Here is a 19062-nt window from a genome sequence, read left to right on the forward strand (position 1 = left end):
GTCATGCCCACCATGATCATGACCACTATGACCGTGACCTACATGATCATGGCCACCATGTTCGTGGCTATCATGACCGTGCTCACTGTGATCATGCCCCGAATTTTTCTCCTCCGCGTCGCCGTCGGACTCATCGTGCTGGTGCTTGTGTCCGTGATCATGATGGTTTTCGTGCGAGTGCTGATGACCCTCGTGCTGCTCATGATCGTGCTCATGCGAATCATGATGGTCATGGCAGTGACCATGATCGTGTTCGTGTTCATGGTGTTCGTGCTGCTGCGCATGATCATGATGCTGGTGTTCGTTCTCATGATGCTGGTGTTCGTGCTCATGATGCTGGTGTTCGTGCTCATGGTGCCGGTGCTCGCGATGATCGTGCCCATGGTCATGCTCGGGGGCCGGCTCCCCTGCCTCCCGGGCGACCAGGTCCATGCCACACTTGGGGCAACTACCCGGCTCGTTCTGGACAACTTCCGGGTGCATGGGGCAGACATACTCGATTCTGGCGTGCAGAACAGGGGCGTCGAAATCCTCGGGGGAGTCTGAGAATGCGCCCTTGGCCAGCGCGCGCTTCAACCAGTCAACCGCGTCGATCAGGCCGGCTTGCGAAACATCCGCGGAAAAATCAGGGTCCGGTAGCGTTGACGGCGTCTGTCCGCCCAAATTGACAATGGCTCGCGGCCTCGGCATCTGCGCATAGAGCACCGCCACGGCCTCGTTCATTTTCTCTGAAAGCTCGCCGATAATCAGGAGCACGCTCGCATCGCGAGGTGTCGCGGTGATGCGCATACCTGCCGCTGTCACATCCAGGCCATGGGACAGTGCCACTTCAGGCCCCGGGACGATCAGGCAGCTCAGGTTGCCCGCGAGGGCCCGGGAAACCCACTTCTGAAGTACCGTGAACCGCTCCTGCCGCTGGCGCGCGCCCGTAATGCTCATTGTCGGGTCAGAAGTCATTGCCGCCTCAATGCCCCCTGACTCCAGCCGTAGAGCAAACCAAGAAAGAGAATGGCAAGGAACACCCCCATGTCATACAAAGCAACCAGCCCTACTTCCCTGTATACAACTGCCCAGGGGTACATAAATGCCATTTCCATGTCGAAGGCCAGAAAGAGCAGCGCGTAGCCGTAGTACCGTGCGTGATAGCGGCCCCAGACCGGGTCCCGTGACAACACTCCGGAACTCGCTGGCACGTCCTTGCCCGGCTCCCGACGCGTCGGGCCCATGGCACGGGCAATCCCAAACAGGGCCAAAACCGTAGCTGCGATGCCAAGCACCAAGGCAAGCAGCAGACCGTACTGCTCCAAAATACTCATCATCCAATCCTCAAGTCGCGCAACGGAGTCTGCACTCCGATAGCGTTCTCCAGAGACAAGATCAATATGCCCTTAACTCGCTTCTTGGTTCCGCATGGGCGAACCGTACTTCCCGAGCAAACAGAGGCTAAAAACTCACCCGCAGATATCCTTACTCCAGTCCATGATGCTTCCCTTCATATACCTTGACGTTCCTTATCTTGCCTCCCTCATTGAGCAATTCGAAATCATTTCCAGACAAAGGCTTTATCTTGTTACAGGAATAGTCGCGACCATAGACAGATGTGCAAAATTTACCGTCTTTGACCTCCCATCTTCCGATATAGTGGGTAAGGTTTCCCTGCTGTTCGCGATATTTGGTCATTCCATAGATCGAACCATCAGGATCATAGTACTCATGAAAAGTTCGAGTGCGAAAATTGTCCTGAGCATCTCGGAATTCCATTTGCACCGTGTTTCCGACGACAACATCTGCGACACCTTCGCCAGAAAGAACTTCTTCAGCGTGCAAAAATGGCGCTTGCAAAAAAGTCAAAAATACGAACAGTTTAAAATTTATTGCTTTCATCTGGTTATCTCCCAGTTTCTTTCAATTATTGTGATCACACGAACAACAGCCTTAAGTCGTATCGTAGGATTGTGAAGAAAGCTCAATGTATCAATTGCATTACAACAGTCCACTTATTTTCCACTCCGCTCAACTGGCCAGTCACTAAAAGCGATGAAGTAGAGCAAAACCAGATTGACGATGGGGATAAGTATCAAGACCCCCATCCACCCCGGATATCCCGTGCGCTGGCAGATACGCCAGGCCGGTATCACTACCACAATGCCAATCACCAGCATCCAGAGCCAGTGACCTGCCCACATTGTGTTGCCAAACATATCACCTTCCATCACGGTGCTGTCCTCCCGGTTGACTACTGATTAGTGGTGATCATGGGCATGAGATTCATCATGTCCCGAATGTCCGGTTTCCTGGAACCTTTTCAGAAAAAACTGCTCTGCTGCCGCAATAACAACCATCGTGCCAACCGCAACGCCAATCACAAACGGGTCAGAGTTCAGTTTGACCCAAACAAACCCTCCGAGTACGAGCAAATCCAGGAGGATGGCAACCGCTGGCACCCACGCCTTTGCCTTCACATCGTGGCGCAAATAACGAAGGACTCCCCAGTGAATGGCAATATCCATTACCAAATAGAATACGATACCTAATGCTGCAATCCGGGAGAGATCAAAGAAAGCCGTCAGAACCAGCCCCAGGACCACGGTGTACACCAACGTGTGCTTTTGGATACTGCCCGGCATACCGAAATGACGATGGGGAACCAGTTTCATTTCGGTTAACATCGCAAGCATACGTGAGACCGCAAAAATACTGGCTAGAATACCGCCGGCGGTGGCCATCATGGCAATGGCAACGGTGAACCAGACCGCGTACTCTCCCAGAGCCGGGCGCGCGGCGGCAGCAAGCGAGTAATCCTGCGTTTCGATGATTTCAGCCAGCGACAGGTTACTGGCCACAGCAAAACCAACCAAAGTATAAATCACCACGCAGGCCGCGATGGAAATAATGATGGCCCGCCCTACATTCCGCTTGGGATCTATGACTTCAGAGCCGCTGTTAGTGATCGTAGTAAAGCCCTTGAAGGCCAGTATTCCAAGTGCCGTCGCACCCAGGAAATTACCCGTTGCTCCGGCTTCGCCCGTGCTTGAAAAGTCGACCAACAGACTGTCGGCAACCCATACACCCACGACCCCGAAAATCAGTATGCCTCCGATCTTCAGGATGCCTATGAAGGAGGCCACCCCCTGAATCATTCGGTTACCGAGCAGGTTGATCAGAAACGCTGCCAGGATCAGGGACACGCCGAGAATGGGCACCATGCGACCGCTTTCATCGCCACCGAACAGCTGCATGGTGTAGGAACCAAAGGTGCGCGCAAGAAAGCTCTGGGCGATCACCATCGAGAAATACATCAGCAGAGCGTTAAACGCCGTCGGCAGCCGGTTTCCGTAAGCCTTGTGAAGGTACATGCCAATGCCCCCGGCTGAGGGGTAGGCATCAGAAATCTTGATATAGGAATAAGAGCTGAAGCTGACGATCACCGCAGCCGCCAGAAACGCCAATGGGAAAAGAACACCGGTCATCTGCGCCATCTGCCCGGTAAGTGCAAAGATACCGGCGCCGATCATGACGCCGGTACCGAGCATAACGGTTCCCGCGAGTGTGAGACTGCCTTCCTTATAGCGAGTGGTTCTATCTTGTTCCCTGCTCATTTAACCTCCGGTTATTTTCGTTTCATGGGCGGGATCTTTGAACAGCAAAACGGATCATGCTTGGCATTGGCACGAACGTTGTCATCTGTAAATCGATACCACGCCAGCTTCCTTTGAGCCCACCACCCCGCCTTCAACCGGCCACCATGTGCTCCAATCACCTCCAATAACTCGTCGGTAGACCAATGAGTCCCATCGAAGGTAACGTCTAACAGATTATTTGGCTTGCGTTCGGCAAAATCAACACAGGGGTGATGATTGAGTTCGTGAATAAAGTCAGACCATTCACTCTCTTCAAAACCTTCCACGACAAGTTTCCGTCGCAGCAGGAACTGTTCCTGGTTCGATGTTTTATGTGCTTTAGTCATGGCGGGCCCCTCTTCGCCTTATCATTTCCCCTCAATGACAACATGCGGACCTGAACTGCGACTGAAAATCAGTGAAGGTTTTCGATGAAATTGACGTACATCATAAAATAGAGCCAGGGCAACCCCTGGCTCCTTATTCATTCCGATCAGAACGAGATGCGGGCACCGACGACTGCGAACCAGTCTTCTGTGCCACCGCCTTCGGCTTTAGCGAGATCTGCGGTATCACCGTACTTGCGCTCATGCACCACGCCCACGTAAGGCGAGAATGCGCGATCGATCAGGTCATAGCGTAACCGGAGCCCAGTTTCGGTGGAAACCAAGCCTTTACCCACGCCAATTTCCTCGTCCTCGCTGAATGCTACCGTTGCATCCAGCGTCGCAGACAGGATCCAGTAGTTAGTGAACAGCAGCTCGTATTCCGCGTCGATTTCGGCAGACGAATCACCATCCTTGCTAACATACAGGTTGGCATCGACCTCAAACCATTGTGGGGCAAGCCCAGCGACACCCAGCACGGCATAAGTGCGATCCGGCCCTTCAGGGGTGTCGAAGCGAACACCCGCTTTGGCGTCGAAGAACTTGGAGATGGGGATCTGGCCGACCAACTGGTTTTCCAGTGTTTCGTAGGCCTGTTCCTCTATCTCGTATTCCCCGGTTGTGAGCAGCCGGACTTTGAACTCGTCGGTGCCATAGAAGGCATCCGCATTCCAGACGCCCAGTTCCTCATCATCATCGCTGTATCGGTACTCAAACTCCTCAAATTGAACACCCCAGGCTGTGAGCGGTTGTTTACGAGCGGTGGTATCGGAAATCATTTCCTGAGCTATCACCGTCGTTGAGAAACCAATAGAGGCAAGGAAACTGACTGCGGCAAGTGATCGAATACAGCTCATGCCTCACCTCCATCTTCAGCAACAACGCCTGTCTTGGCCTGCGTGGACTCAGGGCCACCCTCAACAATCACCTTGCGGAACATCCCGGCAGCCGCATGGTAAGAAAGATGGCAATGGAACGCCCATTGGCCTAGCTCGTCAACCTCGGTTTCCATGTACACCGTAGTGCCCGGGTTCACGCTAACGGTGTGTTTGATCGGGTTCCACTGACCTGCGCCAACATCAAGGATGGACCACATACCGTGCAGGTGCATGGGATGAGTCATCATGGTTTCGTTCACAAACTTGAAACGGACCCGTTCACCATATTTGAGACGAATGGGATCCGCGTCTTCGTATTTAACACCGTTGATACTCCACGTGTAGCGCTCCATATTGCCGGTCAAACGAAGCTCGATCTCCCGAGTCGGTTCGCGGTCTTCGTACAACGGGTCCTGAGCCTTCAGATCAGCATAGGACAGGAACTTGCCACCATTGGCCGCCGTCGGCACAAGGCCACTGCCCTTGGCATAGAAGGGATCGCTGGGACCGCCTTTTCCCATCGCCATGGAACCATGGTCCATGCCGGACATGTCAGAGTGATCCATTCCTTTCATGTTGGAGTGATCCATTCCTTTCATATTCGAATGGTCCATGCTGCCCATGTTTGAGTGGTCCATTCCGGACACACCTTCTGAGCTGCCCATATCCATGTTTCCATGATCCATGCCTGCCATGCTGCCATGGTCCATACCGGGCATACCGCCCATATCCGCCATGGTCAGTCGGGCAGCTTCACGCAGTTGCGGCACGGCCGCTTCCATACCCTCTTCGGGGGCCAGTGTTGCCCTCGCATAACCGGAACGCCCCATGGATTCGGCGAAAATGGTGTAAGCCTGCTCATCTTTGGGGCGCACAATCACATCGTAGGTTTCCGCCACACCAATACGGAATTCGTCCACGTTAACCGGCTGAACGTTGTTGCCGTCCGCCTGCACGACCGTCATATCCAGGCCAGGGATCCGGACGTCAAAATAGGTCATCGCCGAGGAGTTGATGAAGCGCAGCCGGATGCGTTCGCCGGGCTCAAAGATTCCGGTCCAGTTTTGGTCCGGTCCTTTACCGTTGATCAGGCCCGTAAAGCCCTGCAGATCCTCAACGTCCGCTTTCATCATGCGCATATCGCCCCATGCCATCCGATCTCGGACAGTACTCATCAGGCCGTTTTCGGACACGTCCGAGAAAAACTCGCCCACAGTTTGCTGCTCACGGTTGTAATAATCCGGCATCATTTTCAGGTTGCGCATGATGCGGTCACCGGAATGGGGGTGTTTATCGGTCAGCTGCACCACGTATTCACGATCGTAGCGGAACGGTTCACGGCCCTCGGGCTCAATGACAATGGCGCCATAGGCTCCGTCTGGCTCCTGAAAACCAGAGTGGCTGTGGAACCAATAGGTGCCTGCTTGCTGGATAGGAAATTCATAGGTGAATGTTTCACCCGGCTTGATACCTGGAAAACTGATACCTGGCACACCATCCTGGTCGAAGGGAAGGATCAGTCCGTGCCAGTGGATCGAGGTCATCTCGTCCAGGTTGTTGGTCACGTTGATTTTGACGTTTTCACCTTCCTTGAAGCGCATCACCGGTCCCGGAGATGCACCATTGTAGCCGATACCTTCTTTCACGAAATCGCCGGTATCAATTTTAACCCGGTCAACCGTCAGGCCGTATTCACCGGCCATGACCATGGCCGGCATCAGCAGGGTCAAAAGCCCTGTCAAAAGGCGTATCTTCATCTGTTTTATTCCCAACTGCACTTCATTGGAGCTAGGAGTCTGCGCGGCAGAAGTATTTTGAGCAAGTGACCCCGCCGCGTCGAATCACAGTTCGGCCCGAGAACGTATCCACAATATCCAGCCGAATAGAGTCTCGATTCTCTCTATTCAGTCAGTCAAGACGGTTATCAGCGAATGCGTTATCGTAGTCCGATCACTCAGTACGCCCAAGGATCCCTCGGACCCTCTATTTCAGCCTCATCAGTGAACTCATCCGCCTGAGATTAAGCGACAGACAGACCAGATCCCATTCACCCTGCACGGCGTGAAGGCCCCGCAGACTGAACTGTCGGAAGCCCAGAACATGCTTGATCCAGCCGTTGACCGCCTCAACCAGATGCTTGCGCTGAGCGTAAACCGATCGCCCGGTTGCCGTGGCCAGCTTCCCGGCCATCCGGGCGCTGGCCGGATAACGGCTCGCGTCTATCTCTGAACTCTTCTTGCCCTCCCGACGCAGCGAGACATAGCCGTCGATGCTTTTGTCTTCCAGGGTCTGTAGATCTTCTTCTTTACGGTAACCCGCGTCAGCCAGACACTGATCCGGATAGGTTTCCAGAGTGTCTTTTGCCTGATCCAGCAGTGGTATCAGACAGCCATTGTCACTGGGATTATTGCCCAGGTGGTTGGCGACAATCAGCTGGAATTCACCATCCACGGCCAACTGGCCGTTGTAGCATTGCTGGAACCCGTCCGCCGTTTTCATAATCCGGCTTTGCGGATCGGTAAAATTGCTCTGATCCTTGTCATCCGGAACCCCGTAATCCCGCTTGAAGTTCGGGCCCCCGCGAGGTGAGCGCCGATCATCGTCCGGGGACCGACCCCGAGCCTTGTCCCGCTCTTTCTGGTCTGCTTCCAATTTCTCTTTGGCAGCACGAATCTTTTCCAGCCGCGCCTGCCGGTACTGAAGCTCTTCAGGCAGTTCATCACCCCGGTTATCCGGGCCGAACTGTCGGTCTTCCGACTGGTCTGTCTGACGTGCCTGACGACAAAGTGCATCGATCTCTTTCGATAAACGATCGCCTTCCTCGCCCATGCGGCCATAGCTCATGGCCTTATGCTTGCTGGCATTAGCCCGAACCTTGGTGCCATCAATCGCCAGTGTTCCCAGCGTGATCAGCTCCGCTTCCCGGGCAATCCGGACCACCTGAATAAACACGGCCTTGAAGGCAACCAAATGGTGTTTGCGGAAATCACAGATCGTGCGATGCCTGGGGAAGTTGCCTGCCGCCAGAACCCGGAAGGCCACGTCTTCTTCCAGCTTCCGGGCGATCTTGCGTGAAGAGAAAACGCCGGTGGCGTAGGCGTAGATCAAAATCTTCAGCATCATTCGTGGATCGAAGGGCGAGTTGCGTCGGCCGTTGCCCTCGTAGCGGGCATAAAACGCACTTAAATCCAACTCCTCGACGACATCACTGACAAAATAGGCCAGATGCCCCTCAGGCAGCCACTCGTTCAGGCTCGGGGGAAGAAGCAGTTCCTGGCCAGGCGAATACGGGCGGAAAGTGGTTCCCATCAGTCATCCTGTTGCTGAAGAATTTTGATCTATTGTGCCAGAATGTAGCTTCTGCCGCGCAGACTCCTAGGCTGGAAAGCCTTCACCAGCCCTTGCAATCGTGCGGCGCTCAGCACACTGTATTATTCGAAATTTACGTCACCGTACATTCCTGACTGGTAATGGCCCGGCACGTTACAGGCAAATTCGATATTGCCTTTATCAGAGAACTTCCAGACAACTTCCTTGCTCTGCCCGGGTTCCAGTAAGACGCTGTTGGGATCGTCGTGTTTCATGGAATGACCATTGCCCATATCCATGTTCATCATGTCGTGGTTCAGCTTGCCGCCCTGAATCACGCCATGCTCAACCATCATCATCATTTCTTTTTGATGGCTCTCGTGCATGGCGGGGGTGCCAATGTTGAACTCATGGACAAGACTGCCCTTATTCTCCACCACAAATCTCACGGTTTCACCAGGCTTCACAGTTATTTCTTCCGGCTCATAGTAGTTGTCGTACATTTCAACCGTGATCGTGCGGGCAGCTTCGGACGCTTTAGCAGGTTCTCCGCTGCTAGCCCCGTGCCCGCCACCGTGGGCTCCTGCTGCAAAAGCACCCGCTGACATTGAAAAGGCCACACCCGCTACCAACAACTTTGATACATTCATACCATCTTCTCCTGTGAAATCGTTCAGCAACAATTAATTGTATTTTCAGGACACTTGATCAATGTCCAGAATCGTTACATAAGATCGCTTACCAACCTGAATTCTTACTGAAAATTCAAAAAAATTTATTTAGGCTGAATTCAGGACTACTAAAGACATTACGTTGAATTCACAGTCGCCGCTCAGCAAAAAGGAAAAAAAATGCGTTTACTACTGGTTGAAGACGATCAGATGCTCTCAAACAGCCTTTTGCATCAACTTGAAAAATCGGGGTTCAGCGTGGACCCTGCGTATACGGCAAAAGAAGCAATAACTCTGGGTGAACAGGAAGATTATCGGGTCAGCATCTTGGATCTGGGGCTGCCCGACGGCAACGGTTTAGATGTTTTAAAAAAGTGGCGCGCAAAGAACATTGCCTTTCCCGTACTAATCCTGACAGCGCGAGATGACTGGCATGATAAAGTGGCTGGACTAAAGGCAGGGGCAGACGACTACCTCGCAAAACCTTTCCAGACCGAAGAGTTAATTGCACGGCTGAATGCTATTGTTCGCAGGAGCGAAGGGAGAACACATTCATTGGTTAAGGCAGGCCGCTTTGTGCTGGATGATAATCGTCAATGCTTGTCGGTGGACGATGGAACTGAACATCCACTTACCGGCACAGAGTTTCGTCTTCTGCGCTGCCTGATGAGTAAGCCGGGCCATGTCTTTTCAAAAGACCAACTGCTAGAGCAGCTTTACAGTCTCGAAGATAGCCCAAGCGCGAACGTTATCGAGGCATATATTCGGAGGCTGCGAAGACTGGTGGGAAATTCCACAATCTCAACCCGACGTGGCCAAGGCTATATGTTCAATGACAACGTTTAAGAAACCTGCCTCTGTAAAAGGCACCCTGCTTGTAATACTGCTGCCCGCAGGTGTTGCCTTGATGGCAATAGCCTGGTTTGCACATGGTGCTCTGCTCGAAAGAATGTCCCGTGAATTTGTCACGGACAGGCTGAAAGAGGAGGTTTCGTTTTTAGAGCATCAGATTCGGGACAGTGACGGAGCCTTCGACGGACTCAAGACGGGCGATTACTTTCAGCGCGTATTCCACCATGCTTTTGTTCAACACTCCGATTCCAGGACCATCATTTCGCCAGAATCATGGAAACCGCTACTATCGCCGCTCATCAAATCGGAAAAAGAGGGCACGATTCGGGTCGAAAATTCTGAAATAGCAGGGGCCCCAACGGACATATTGGCATATCGGAGTTCCTTCATCGCAAACGAAAAACCGTTTGTTGTTATCGTTGCAGAAGACCTCGGCGCATTGAAGAATAGCCAGGCAGAGCTACATGCATGGACGGCAATCGCATCTCTTTTACTTATCTCGCTATTGGTTTGTGCAATCTGGCTCGGCGTCAATTTGTCCATGCATTCTGTCACACGACTCAAGGCGTCACTGAAAAGACTCCAGGATGGGAGCGTCTCGCGTATAGATATGACTGTCCCCGAGGAGTTCCACCCTCTCGTCGAACAGTTGAACCAGCTGCTTGACTCACTTGATCAACGATTGGAGCGCTCGAGGAATGCGCTGGCAAACCTATCCCACAGCGTTAAAACTCCGATTGCGTCTGTCCAACAAATTCTCAGCGACACTTCTACGCCGCTAGATAGCGAGTTAAGGCAGCAAATAGCTGCGCGTCTCGGGGATATTGACAAACAACTTGAAGCTGAAATGCGCCGCAGCCGGTTTGCTGGGCCGCAGGTAGGAAAAAGCTGCTATCCAGTAGAAAAAGCACGGGACCTTCTGTGGATGATGGGAAGACTATACCCGGCAAAATCATTTGAGTTATCAAGTTCTCTCCCAGAGAATAGCCGTTGGCCAATTGTAGAATACGACCTATCTGAAATACTGGGGATCGTGCTGGACAATGCGGGGAAGTGGTCACATAGAGAGGTGGAGCTAATATTGGAACAACGCGGCCCCTCAAAACGAATTGTCGTGACAGACGATGGTCCCGGCGTTGAGGAAGCTGAATTGAGCAAGCTTGGTCAACGAGGATTAAGGCTGGACGAACAGACTCCGGGCCACGGGCTCGGCCTTGCAATCGTTCAAGACATTGTTAGCCGGTATGGTGGGAAGATCGTCTTTTCAAATCGCCCACGGGGTGGATTAAAGGTCACGATTGAATTTTGAATTCACGAAAGTTAACGAGTGGGTTATCGCGCCTGAAAAACTCTGACAACTCTACCCTTAGCAAGAACCAACGCAGTCAAACAAGTACGATTTGCCACACAACCGCACTGGCCTGACGGTGGCAACCATTCAGCGGGACCACATGCTCGATGTCGATCTCACTGCTGTTCTGGATGACTTTGCCTGTGAACGGACTGATTCAGCGGCCCGAAACCACTCTGCAACGACGTTCATCTGCAAGCCGGACCTTGGTCGTGGATTGTGCAATCAATGCCTCAGTACGGCTGTCTTGACAATCTCCATCGGCGTCTTCCCAACCTTGCCCGAACGCAGACCGTTCGTAGCTTTGTAACTTGCCTTTCTGCTCTTGGACCTGTTGAACCGAGGCCAAAGAGACACCATCCGGAAGTTTACCGCCTGAATCCAGGCAGGCATCAACAGAGTCGTAGGGTTGATATTTCTTGATTCGCTCATACCAACTTCCTTGCGGTGGATGGCAAAGGCCGCTGCTCGACTTTTTATATTGGAAGCGTGAGCCGGAGCACTGATAAGACCTGCTACCACAAAAACGAAGAGGGGGAGGATTCTTAAAGCGCAAACCATGATGTGTAAAGGCTCTCTCAAGTGTAAACTTACGGAAGGCTGCACACGTATGGTCCCTCGCAGCCTTACACTCCATGGACGATGCTTCACTCCTAGGAAGCGACAACGATTGACCGAAGGTCGGTGTTTCCAGTTTGCAGCCCAAAGAGGCTGAGAAGTTTATTGACCATTTTCGATTGCAGCAAGCTGACGTAGGCCTCAGAGTAGAGCAGGCGACGCCTGCTTGGCTGCGTACTATCTTTAACGTGATTTGGACGGGAAAGATCGACTATCCATGGCTATTAGCTTTTATGAAAAAGGGGAGCTGACCTCTGGCTTCCACGGTTGGCGAGTTGTTGCCACCATCCGAGGCAAACGCTATCAGAAGTATTTCTCTCTTAAGAGGCCGAACAACAGAATTACTCAAGAACTCTGGTACCAGTATCAAGAGACCAGGGCCAAGTACTATGAGGCCCGTTACATGGCCCGCTCCGCAGCACTTCAATATCTGGATTTCATTGGAAAAGACCATCCCTCAACCCTCCCCTGTCGCGGTGTTGGCTTCCAGGGCATCACGCTTGGCATCGGAAGCGGGAAAAGTACTGCACAGGAAACCTGCTATTTCTCCGTAAACAAACGAGGAGCTGCTAACAAATTCTACATAGATGAGCGGGCATCTCTATCTCAGGCCTGGGAGCATGCCGTAAAACATTGGGGAGAAGTGTTCAATATCCGACCCAAAGACATAGCTAAAAAGCTCGAACAGGTTCCCAGTCCTGATCAGTTCAAATCGCTTCGAAAACAACTGAACAATCACGAGGGCTGCGACTATCAAGCCAGCGTCCTCCATCATGTTTACGCCGAACAACGTAGCCAGCTGGAAAAACATAAGGCTAAGGCAACCACCAGAGGAAAGCTCAACGAGGATGATCTTCTGGCAATGTACGCGAACCTAGAGCGCCAGGTGTCAGAGTTTCGGAATTAGATCTATTCAGTGTCTTGGCCGAAGGACCGGCCCAGCGCGTCCGGTTTAGACGAAAAAACCCTGACCATTGGCTGTCGTCCTTCCACGACGCCAACAATTCTGTCATATCCGATGAAAGCCCCTACCATGTAGACACCGGGGCCAAGCCGTTTGTAGGGCTCAAGAATCATCGTTCGCCAAGCTTCGATATCCAATAGAACCGACTTTAACTCTAGAACTAATCGTAGAATCCTGCGGTCCGCCACGCCGAGCCAATGAGAAAGCTCAATATTATCTTCTGTAACGATGCCGACGGTTTCCATTGACGCAAACGCTTGAAGGGTGGCGTAGTCATATTGTGTCGGCGACGAAACTCCGTCCTCAGCTCGCTAATCCCGTTCACGTGGATTTCCAACTAGTAAGGTCAGAAGGCAAATACCGTAACCTTTCCAAAGGCAATGCGGACAGTAACCGATGCTCATTGAGAGTGATGGAACACCTCTGACCCAAAACTGAATATTCGAACATTATTCTGATAATCCTGATTGACTAGGTCAAGATTGGGTCGATCAAAGGGTGCGAATTGTCACAAGCGGGGGTGGTGCCAAGTCTCTCCTTGGCGCGTCACACCACTGGGCAGGTGTCGCGTTTGCCTAGCATCCGTGCCGGCGTTGAGTCCCGGTCGTCCTGACCAGCTGACTCGGCCCCAACCCTATCATTGTCAATGCAGGATTCGTGTGAGATATATCTTAAAGCTGCGTAGGATCCTGAATTGGGCGTGGCGGCGACTGTCCGACCAGGGATGAGGAGGATTAAGGAGGGTCTGATTAACGCCTGATTTATCGCTGAATCGCTTTTCAACTCGAAAAAAAGCCATTCAAGCGCGATTTTGGCGTTATCACCCTCTGTTTTGTTCGATTTTTGCCTATTTCCCGCCGTTTTGGCGGAAAACAGGCGAACTGACCCTACGACAGCAGGTATTTTTCACCCATCAGCAGGTTGCTGAACGCAGCCAGCAAGTGCAATCGGTTACTGTTTTTGGCCAAGCCGCGATAGCGAACGTTGCTATAGCCAAAGACCTGCTTGATGTACCGGAATGGGTGTTCCACTTTGGCCCGGGCGCTGGCTTTGAGCTTCTCGGCCTTTAGCTTTCGGTCGTCCAGTTTTTTACGAGAACCGGGGCGCTTGGCAATGAACCAGGATACATTTTGGCGATCTTTATGCTCATCCCGCTTTTGAATGCCAAGATAACCGGCATCACCGAACACGCGCAGCTCGTCACCGTGAAGAAGGTTGCCGGCGGACACGATGTCGTGGACATTGGCAGCGGTGGTATCGATGCTGTGGATCAAGCCGAGCGTATCGTCCACGCCGATATGCATCTTCATGCCAAAGTACCACTGGTTGCCTTTTCTGGTTTGTCGCATCTCAGGGTCGCGCTGGCCGCTTTCATTCTTCGTGGAGCTTGGTGCAGAAATGATGGAAGCATCCACAATGCTGCCTTCACGCAGCATCAAACCATTTTTCTCCAGGTGCTTGTTCACCTCTTTGAACAACACCTTGCCAAGGCCATGGCGCTCCAGGAAATGACGAAACTTGAGAATGGTGGTTTCGTCCGGCAATCGGTCCAGCTTCAGGCCGGCGAACTGGCGCATGGATTCGATCTCATACAATGCGTCTTCCATGGCAGGATCACTGAGGTTATAGAACAATTGCATGCAGTGGACTCGCAGCATGGTCGGCAGCGGATACGGTGGCCGGCCAGTCTGGCCCTTGGGGTAATATAGGGCTACCTTCTTCTCCAACTGCTTCCACGGAATCAGCTTGTCCATCCGTTCCAGATAAATCTCGCGGCGGGTTTTACGCTTCTTGGTCTGGTACTCGGCTTCGGAGAAGGTGATCTGATCCATGGTGGCAACGAATCCTGTGCAGTTGACGATGACCGTATTATCGCTGATTTTGAGACTTATTCAGAGCCTCCTTAAGAAAATAACGTTGAAGCAAGGTTTAAGGTCAAGGCTTTTATCAGAATGGCCAAAGTGAATTCACCTTGGGCCTTTGGGTATCGATGGCGTTGTATCATTGAAATAAAAACTGCTAGGATTTGGTGAACTGAAAGACGAGCTGTGTGTCACAGCGTTGAACCTTTACAGCTTGGTGCTTGGAATCAGGATGACCGCAACAACCCGCCAATTTATTTCCGCGCTGCTATCACTGCTTCTGGTGATAAGCGGGCCGGCATTGGCTATGTCCAAAATAGCGGACAGCGACGCGGACACTGCGATGCCGGATTGTGGTTCCATGATGATGGCTCAGGCTGAGAGCGCCGGCTCCTCAACAGATACTGAAACGGATTGTTCCTCAGCCCCTGACATGGCCTGCCCGAGCGCCAGTGGGCTGATCAAATGCGGGGTCAGCGTCAGCGTTGCCCTGTTACCGGGGGATTCCATCGGTTTTACCGATACGGGCTCCCACCCGGTATTGACCGCACGATCAACCTTCTACCAGGATCCGTTCCTGGCCTCTATTACGCCTCCTCCAGAACACCACTCCTGAGTTTTAACCCGGATTTTTGCCTCTAGGAGGCAAGCTCTTTAACGTTAATTCTTACAACAAAGTCTCGTACTTCCGTCCATCCGTAACGAGACTTTAACTGGAGTAAATCAAATGCGTAATTCAAAACTCAAGCTTACCGTAACCGCCGCCGTTCTGGCAGGCAGTGTTGCCCTCTTCTCTGCCGTTGCCCACGGCGAAGGCGCCGGCATGATGGCCGGACACTCCGAGCAGAATGGCATGATGTCCTCGCAAGGCACGGAGGGTATGGGCGGCATGATGGGGATGATGAACATGATGTCCGATATGTCCCCTGAAGACCGTAAAGCCATGACCGCAGCGTGCATGAAGATGATGCAGGCTCATGGTGGCGATGGCATGAAAGACAAAGACACCGGCACCAAATAACCATTTGGACACCCTCATGAACTGAAGCTATGGGCCGGGGATGCATGTGCATCCCCGAGCCCTGCACTGCATATAAGCGATTCCAACCGAGGATTTTCCATGAAGACCATGAAACTCGCCCTTTATACGGGTATAGCCGCTGTCGTTATCGGCGCTGGCGCCACCTTGGCCATCCAGGCCAACGAATCTGACCAGTCATCGGTTGCGCAAGCCGAGAGTGGAAAGACAGTTCAGGCCATCACCATTTACAAGAGCCCCAATTGCGGTTGCTGCCAGGACTGGGCCGAGCACCTCGCGGCCAATGGCTTTGAGACCCGCATCGTTGAAACCGACAACCTCAATGAAATCAAGCAAGAGTACGACGTACCCCGAGATATGGCGTCCTGCCACACTGCGCTGATCGGAGACCTGGTGATTGAGGGCCATGTGCCGGCCAATGACATCGTCGCCTACCTTGAGGACCCGCAGTTCAATACGATTGGGCTATCAGTGCCGGGCATGCCCCATGGCACCCCCGGCATGGAAACCGGCCGGAAGGACGATTACCAGGTCATCGCTTTTAATGCCAATGGCAAGCAAGGTGTTTTCCGTGAACACAAGGATTACTGAGGTCAGCCCCATGAAAACGATGGTTTACCGCCTGAATTCTGGCGTTTCCAGGCTTTTCCTGTTCGCGTTGGTTGCCGTCATGCCGGCCCTGGTTCAAGCCGAGTCTGCGAATGATGCCCAAGCAGTGAAAGCGCTGGCGACTGACTCCTCCGGCGCCCTGCTGGTGCTTCGGGATAGCGGCCTGCTTGTTCTTGATGATAAGACTGCCGCCGACATCCCGCTGCCACCGTCCGATTCCGGCGCTCAACCCCGTTCCATGGCAAAGGGCGCGGACGAACGCCTGTACCTGGCAGGGCCAGGCCTTGGCATCTGGCGCTATGAGTATGCTAGCGAGCGCTGGCATTCCCTCAATGACACCCTGCCGGATCTCGGAATCACCGCCATTGCCGCCCACGCCACCCAACCGGAAACGCTCTACGCCTATCTTGGTGAAGGTGGCATGTTCCGATCCAGGGACGGCGGTGGCGAATGGGTGAAGGTTGACGGTGGACCCCGGGAGCCGGTGCAGGCGTTCCTGCACTCGGATATGCCCGGCAGCATGGAAAGTGGCTGGCTGTTCGCGGGCACCACCCGTGGTGTGGCCCGTTCCATGGACTGTTTTTGCTTCTGGGGCGATGCCGGCGAATTGCGAGGGGCGGTGACGGCCATTGATTACGATCCTTCGGCCCCGGAGAACGTCTACGCCGTAATCGAGGGGCAACTTCACCACAGTTCTGACGGCGGCGAAACCTGGGTTGGCCTTGAAATACCCCAGGCAATCACCGCTCTGACATTCTCACCCAAGGAAGGACTCGTGGTGGGCACGGAAAACGGAGACCTGCTTTCGCGGAACGCCTCTGGCGAATGGGTGCCTGTTCATGAATAAGTGGTTTGTCCCGCTGGTCTTGCTCGTTGCCCCGGCCCTTCTGATGGCCGGTGGCGCGCCACCAAACAGCGACAGCTTGCCGACCGAAGTGGCCAAGGGTCGCCAGATCTACGAGCAATACTGCGCCGCCTGCCACGGATGGCAGGGTGAAGGTGCGGCCAACTGGAACAAACCGGATGAGAAAGGCGAAATGCCCCCGCCACCACACGATGAGACCGGCCACACCTGGCGCCACAGTGATGCCATGCTGTTCAGGATGATTGCCGAGGGATGGCGGCATCCCTTCAACAAAACAGATCGGCTGGCTATGCCAGCATTTGAGGACACCCTCACCGACGAGGAAATTCAGTGGGTGATCGAGTACCTGAGAACACTATGGACAGACGACCAGCGCCGCTATCAACAGAACGAAAGTCAGGACATTAACCAGGCCGAGAGCCCCTCCTGACTTCTCACGGATACCAGACAACACTCCTTTAAATCTCGGTAACTCGAAAATGTCGTTGAAGCAGCACTTCAATAAATGGTCATGGTTATTCGGTATAGCCGGTTTCAGTCTGGTGGTCGCTGCAATTTTCGTGTTGCCGCAGTACCTGAAGCCTGATCTGGATGCCGGTGTCACTTTTTACGCCACCGAGGGATGCGCACCTTTTGAAGGTCAGTGTATCGGGCGAAAGGGCGATCAAACCATCACAGTCGGCTTAGGTAATGAAGCCATCGAATCGATGACAGAGATTCCCATTCGTGTGCGTCTCGATAACATGACAGCAGACTCCCTGATCGTGGATTTCGAAGGGCTTGAAATGTACATGGGCGTGGTCCGCACCCAGCTGCTACCGAATGCCCAGGGTGTTTACCAGGGAACCATTACCCTGCCGGAGTGCGGTACCGGCAAGATGCTATGGCGGTCGAGGGTTATCATCGACAACGACCCTTCCAGTGAAGGTATCAAATTTGATTTCTGGGCAGTTTAACGGACTTACAAAACTTAGGGGACTAAATTCCTGATCTTGCAACCTGGGGAATTGGCGCCGCGTTTGCCATCGGCTGGACACCCTGTATAGGCCCCATACTCGGGGCCATATTGGCGCTCAGCTCCACGCATGCCAATGCTGAGGCGGGCATGCTGTATCTGGCGGCGTATTCGTTGGGGTTGGCTCTTCCTTTTCTCGGAACTGCCCTGTTTATTGAACACTTTCGGCAACGAGTACGCTGGTTCAGTCGCTGGAGTAGACTGCTGAGAGTGCTTGCTGGCTTGGTGCTCGTTGTAATGGGAGTAATGGTGCTCACCGGTCGGATGACACTCTTTGCGTCGTGGATGTTGTCGACGTTTCCGGTTCTCGGAAGGCTTGGGTGAGCTTCCTACAGCCAAACTACAGGGAACGGTCCATGGCTTCATACTCAAGTACTGCATATGAGCAGGTTTCATGAACAGAAGAGGCTCCGCCAATCATACTGTACGAAATGGTTGTGATTAGTTTGGAGGCTCCGGAGGAAAGCCCTGACTCGATTGTTCGCTTTTGTTTAGGCGCCTAAGATGCTCGGCATAATCCCAAGTAGGATCACCGGCTTCCTTTGAGAACCACTACCTCACCAGAGAGTCCGCGATGTTTGATCCACGACTAAACCGACTCACGTGTCTTTTTTGTTATCTCAAACCTGACGGGCTGACTGGTTTTCTGCTGAATCACTTGCGCCCGGTCCAGAACCTCTCCATTTCTGGAAATATCCCGAACCAATAACCTAACCATGTCGAAAGAACGCAGTTTGCAGTCGATCGCCATGTTGACCATCGCCAGTTCTCGGACATTCTCTGCGATTTCTAACCGAATGCGGATTGCCCAGGTCTGTTCGAGTTTTAGTGGAAACTTTTTTCCGACTAGTTTTCCCTTGTTCCAGGGTAAATGACTGGTGGAAAGTGTCATGATTCGGCCCCCTTTAGAGGATAGGTACCGAAAATCATGACTCGTTATAGAGTTTTCTGCCTGCAAGGGGAACTGGCAGACCAGGGGCGCCAAGCCTACGTTCTGACCGATAGACCAAACTTCCCCTGCCG

The 19062-nt window shown here is 53.0% G+C and carries 22 protein-coding genes and 2 pseudogenes; 11 read left to right on the forward strand and 13 right to left on the reverse strand.

The window, feature by feature from the left end; genetic code table 11:
- Nucleotides 1-3: 3 nt before the first annotated feature.
- Nucleotides 4-546, forward strand: coding sequence for a hypothetical protein (locus OZ656_RS16825; RefSeq protein ID WP_053113955.1), 543 nt, complete (start codon nt 4-6; stop codon nt 544-546).
- Here the strand turns inward: OZ656_RS16825 and OZ656_RS16830 are convergent.
- The 10 genes and pseudogenes from OZ656_RS16830 to OZ656_RS16875 all read right to left on the reverse strand — a co-directional run.
- Nucleotides 454-957 (reverse strand): annotated as a pseudogene (locus OZ656_RS16830) (hypothetical protein); the annotation flags it as partial. The gene OZ656_RS16825 and the pseudogene OZ656_RS16830 sit on opposite strands and share 93 nt — an antisense overlap.
- Nucleotides 954-1319, reverse strand: coding sequence for an NADH-quinone oxidoreductase subunit A (locus OZ656_RS16835; protein WP_199452674.1), 366 nt, complete (start codon nt 1317-1319; stop codon nt 954-956). The pseudogene OZ656_RS16830 and the gene OZ656_RS16835, both read right to left, overlap by 4 nt.
- 148 nt (nt 1320-1467) lie before the next feature.
- Nucleotides 1468-1884, reverse strand: a complete 417-nt coding sequence (locus OZ656_RS16840; RefSeq protein ID WP_153741171.1) for a hypothetical protein — start codon at nt 1882-1884, stop codon at nt 1468-1470.
- Between the two features lie 113 nt (nt 1885-1997).
- The gene (locus tag OZ656_RS16845) at nt 1998-2216 is read right to left on the reverse strand and encodes a hypothetical protein (RefSeq protein WP_099615972.1); all 219 of its coding nucleotides are present in this window, start codon (nt 2214-2216) and stop codon (nt 1998-2000) included.
- A 27-nt stretch (nt 2217-2243) separates the two neighbouring features.
- Nucleotides 2244-3599: an APC family permease gene (locus tag OZ656_RS16850; protein WP_278350854.1), complete on the reverse strand. Its 1356-nt coding sequence runs from the start codon at nt 3597-3599 to the stop codon at nt 2244-2246.
- Between the two features lie 11 nt (nt 3600-3610).
- A complete protein-coding gene (locus OZ656_RS16855) occupies nt 3611-3967 on the reverse strand; it encodes a hypothetical protein (protein ID WP_008169428.1) in 357 nt (118 codons plus the stop codon).
- Between the two features lie 146 nt (nt 3968-4113).
- Nucleotides 4114-4863, reverse strand: coding sequence for a copper resistance protein B (locus tag OZ656_RS16860; RefSeq protein WP_278350853.1), 750 nt, complete (start codon nt 4861-4863; stop codon nt 4114-4116).
- Nucleotides 4860-6641 (reverse strand): copper resistance system multicopper oxidase, encoded by a 1782-nt coding sequence (locus tag OZ656_RS16865; protein WP_278350859.1) that lies wholly within the window; start codon nt 6639-6641, stop codon nt 4860-4862. The genes OZ656_RS16860 and OZ656_RS16865 overlap by 4 nt, the downstream gene beginning before the upstream one ends.
- A 226-nt stretch (nt 6642-6867) precedes the next feature.
- Complete coding sequence (locus OZ656_RS16870; protein ID WP_075196030.1) at nt 6868-8193, reverse strand: IS1182 family transposase; 1326 nt, start codon at nt 8191-8193, stop codon at nt 6868-6870.
- A 122-nt stretch (nt 8194-8315) separates the two neighbouring features.
- On the reverse strand, nt 8316-8843 hold the full coding sequence (locus tag OZ656_RS16875; protein WP_199452690.1) for a cupredoxin domain-containing protein: 528 nt from the start codon (nt 8841-8843) through the stop codon (nt 8316-8318).
- 201 nt (nt 8844-9044) lie between these two features.
- On the opposite strand from OZ656_RS16875, the gene OZ656_RS16880 reads away from it, so the two are divergent.
- From OZ656_RS16880 to OZ656_RS16890, 3 genes are all read left to right on the forward strand, one after another.
- On the forward strand, nt 9045-9710 hold the full coding sequence (locus tag OZ656_RS16880; protein ID WP_379944738.1) for a response regulator transcription factor: 666 nt from the start codon (nt 9045-9047) through the stop codon (nt 9708-9710).
- Nucleotides 9697-11025 (forward strand): sensor histidine kinase, encoded by a 1329-nt coding sequence (locus OZ656_RS16885; protein ID WP_199452684.1) that lies wholly within the window; start codon nt 9697-9699, stop codon nt 11023-11025. Before OZ656_RS16880 ends, OZ656_RS16885 begins: the two co-directional genes overlap by 14 nt.
- An 877-nt stretch (nt 11026-11902) precedes the next feature.
- Complete coding sequence (locus tag OZ656_RS16890) at nt 11903-12592, forward strand: hypothetical protein (protein ID WP_199452686.1); 690 nt, start codon at nt 11903-11905, stop codon at nt 12590-12592.
- 2 nt (nt 12593-12594) lie between these two features.
- On the opposite strand, the gene OZ656_RS16895 is transcribed toward OZ656_RS16890, so the two are convergent.
- Both OZ656_RS16895 and OZ656_RS16900 read right to left on the reverse strand, forming a co-directional pair.
- A complete protein-coding gene (locus OZ656_RS16895; RefSeq protein WP_199452688.1) occupies nt 12595-12894 on the reverse strand; it encodes a hypothetical protein in 300 nt (99 codons plus the stop codon).
- Nucleotides 12895-13536: 642 nt separating this feature from the next.
- Complete coding sequence (locus OZ656_RS16900) at nt 13537-14481, reverse strand: IS5 family transposase (protein ID WP_379944739.1); 945 nt, start codon at nt 14479-14481, stop codon at nt 13537-13539.
- Between the two features lie 262 nt (nt 14482-14743).
- On the opposite strand from OZ656_RS16900, the gene OZ656_RS16905 reads away from it, so the two are divergent.
- The 7 genes and pseudogenes from OZ656_RS16905 to OZ656_RS16935 all read left to right on the forward strand — a co-directional run.
- Nucleotides 14744-15127, forward strand: coding sequence for a hypothetical protein (locus OZ656_RS16905; RefSeq protein WP_199453991.1), 384 nt, complete (start codon nt 14744-14746; stop codon nt 15125-15127).
- Between the two features lie 111 nt (nt 15128-15238).
- Nucleotides 15239-15532: a hypothetical protein gene (locus OZ656_RS16910; protein ID WP_094625679.1), complete on the forward strand. Its 294-nt coding sequence runs from the start codon at nt 15239-15241 to the stop codon at nt 15530-15532.
- A 99-nt stretch (nt 15533-15631) separates the two neighbouring features.
- On the forward strand, nt 15632-16141 hold the full coding sequence (locus tag OZ656_RS16915; RefSeq protein ID WP_094625678.1) for a DUF411 domain-containing protein: 510 nt from the start codon (nt 15632-15634) through the stop codon (nt 16139-16141).
- Between the two features lie 10 nt (nt 16142-16151).
- Entirely contained in the window at nt 16152-17006 is an 855-nt protein-coding gene (locus OZ656_RS16920) for a hypothetical protein (RefSeq protein ID WP_053115571.1), read from the forward strand.
- Nucleotides 16999-17454, forward strand: coding sequence for a cytochrome c (locus OZ656_RS16925; RefSeq protein ID WP_011784882.1), 456 nt, complete (start codon nt 16999-17001; stop codon nt 17452-17454). Before OZ656_RS16920 ends, OZ656_RS16925 begins: the two co-directional genes overlap by 8 nt.
- A 49-nt stretch (nt 17455-17503) precedes the next feature.
- Complete coding sequence (locus OZ656_RS16930; protein WP_011784881.1) at nt 17504-17980, forward strand: hypothetical protein; 477 nt, start codon at nt 17504-17506, stop codon at nt 17978-17980.
- A gap of 53 nt (nt 17981-18033) precedes the next feature.
- A pseudogene (locus tag OZ656_RS16935) lies at nt 18034-18363 on the forward strand (cytochrome c biogenesis CcdA family protein); the annotation flags it as partial.
- Nucleotides 18364-18628: 265 nt separating this feature from the next.
- On the opposite strand, the gene OZ656_RS16940 reads toward OZ656_RS16935, so the two are convergent.
- Nucleotides 18629-18931 carry a hypothetical protein gene (locus tag OZ656_RS16940; RefSeq protein ID WP_228285562.1) on the reverse strand — a complete coding sequence of 101 codons (303 nt, stop codon included), beginning with the start codon at nt 18929-18931 and terminating at the stop codon, nt 18629-18631.
- Nucleotides 18932-19062: the final 131 nt, after the last annotated feature.

Origin of the sequence: Marinobacter sp. LM1 (assembly GCF_042763285.1) — a bacterium.
Classification (GTDB): domain Bacteria; phylum Pseudomonadota; class Gammaproteobacteria; order Pseudomonadales; family Oleiphilaceae; genus Marinobacter; species Marinobacter nauticus.

What these genes read in the sequence shown, in the direction of transcription:
- OZ656_RS16825 (WP_053113955.1), top strand. Translation starts at nt 4, where the DNA reads ATGCCCACCATGATCATGACCACTATGACCGTGACCTACATGATCATG.
- OZ656_RS16835 (WP_199452674.1), bottom strand. Translation starts at nt 1,319, where the DNA reads ATGATGAGTATTTTGGAGCAGTACGGTCTGCTGCTTGCCTTGGTGCTT.
- OZ656_RS16840 (WP_153741171.1), bottom strand. Translation starts at nt 1,884, where the DNA reads ATGAAAGCAATAAATTTTAAACTGTTCGTATTTTTGACTTTTTTGCAA.
- OZ656_RS16850 (WP_278350854.1), bottom strand. Translation starts at nt 3,599, where the DNA reads ATGAGCAGGGAACAAGATAGAACCACTCGCTATAAGGAAGGCAGTCTC.
- OZ656_RS16855 (WP_008169428.1), bottom strand. Translation starts at nt 3,967, where the DNA reads ATGACTAAAGCACATAAAACATCGAACCAGGAACAGTTCCTGCTGCGA.
- OZ656_RS16860 (WP_278350853.1), bottom strand. Translation starts at nt 4,863, where the DNA reads ATGAGCTGTATTCGATCACTTGCCGCAGTCAGTTTCCTTGCCTCTATT.
- OZ656_RS16865 (WP_278350859.1), bottom strand. Translation starts at nt 6,641, where the DNA reads ATGAAGATACGCCTTTTGACAGGGCTTTTGACCCTGCTGATGCCGGCC.
- OZ656_RS16870 (WP_075196030.1), bottom strand. Translation starts at nt 8,193, where the DNA reads ATGGGAACCACTTTCCGCCCGTATTCGCCTGGCCAGGAACTGCTTCTT.
- OZ656_RS16875 (WP_199452690.1), bottom strand. Translation starts at nt 8,843, where the DNA reads ATGAATGTATCAAAGTTGTTGGTAGCGGGTGTGGCCTTTTCAATGTCA.
- OZ656_RS16880 (WP_379944738.1), top strand. Translation starts at nt 9,045, where the DNA reads ATGCGTTTACTACTGGTTGAAGACGATCAGATGCTCTCAAACAGCCTT.
- OZ656_RS16885 (WP_199452684.1), top strand. Translation starts at nt 9,697, where the DNA reads ATGACAACGTTTAAGAAACCTGCCTCTGTAAAAGGCACCCTGCTTGTA.
- OZ656_RS16890 (WP_199452686.1), top strand. Translation starts at nt 11,903, where the DNA reads ATGGCTATTAGCTTTTATGAAAAAGGGGAGCTGACCTCTGGCTTCCAC.
- OZ656_RS16895 (WP_199452688.1), bottom strand. Translation starts at nt 12,894, where the DNA reads ATGGAAACCGTCGGCATCGTTACAGAAGATAATATTGAGCTTTCTCAT.
- OZ656_RS16900 (WP_379944739.1), bottom strand. Translation starts at nt 14,481, where the DNA reads ATGGATCAGATCACCTTCTCCGAAGCCGAGTACCAGACCAAGAAGCGT.
- OZ656_RS16905 (WP_199453991.1), top strand. Translation starts at nt 14,744, where the DNA reads ATGACCGCAACAACCCGCCAATTTATTTCCGCGCTGCTATCACTGCTT.
- OZ656_RS16910 (WP_094625679.1), top strand. Translation starts at nt 15,239, where the DNA reads ATGCGTAATTCAAAACTCAAGCTTACCGTAACCGCCGCCGTTCTGGCA.
- OZ656_RS16915 (WP_094625678.1), top strand. Translation starts at nt 15,632, where the DNA reads ATGAAGACCATGAAACTCGCCCTTTATACGGGTATAGCCGCTGTCGTT.
- OZ656_RS16920 (WP_053115571.1), top strand. Translation starts at nt 16,152, where the DNA reads ATGAAAACGATGGTTTACCGCCTGAATTCTGGCGTTTCCAGGCTTTTC.
- OZ656_RS16925 (WP_011784882.1), top strand. Translation starts at nt 16,999, where the DNA reads ATGAATAAGTGGTTTGTCCCGCTGGTCTTGCTCGTTGCCCCGGCCCTT.
- OZ656_RS16930 (WP_011784881.1), top strand. Translation starts at nt 17,504, where the DNA reads ATGTCGTTGAAGCAGCACTTCAATAAATGGTCATGGTTATTCGGTATA.
- OZ656_RS16940 (WP_228285562.1), bottom strand. Translation starts at nt 18,931, where the DNA reads ATGACACTTTCCACCAGTCATTTACCCTGGAACAAGGGAAAACTAGTC.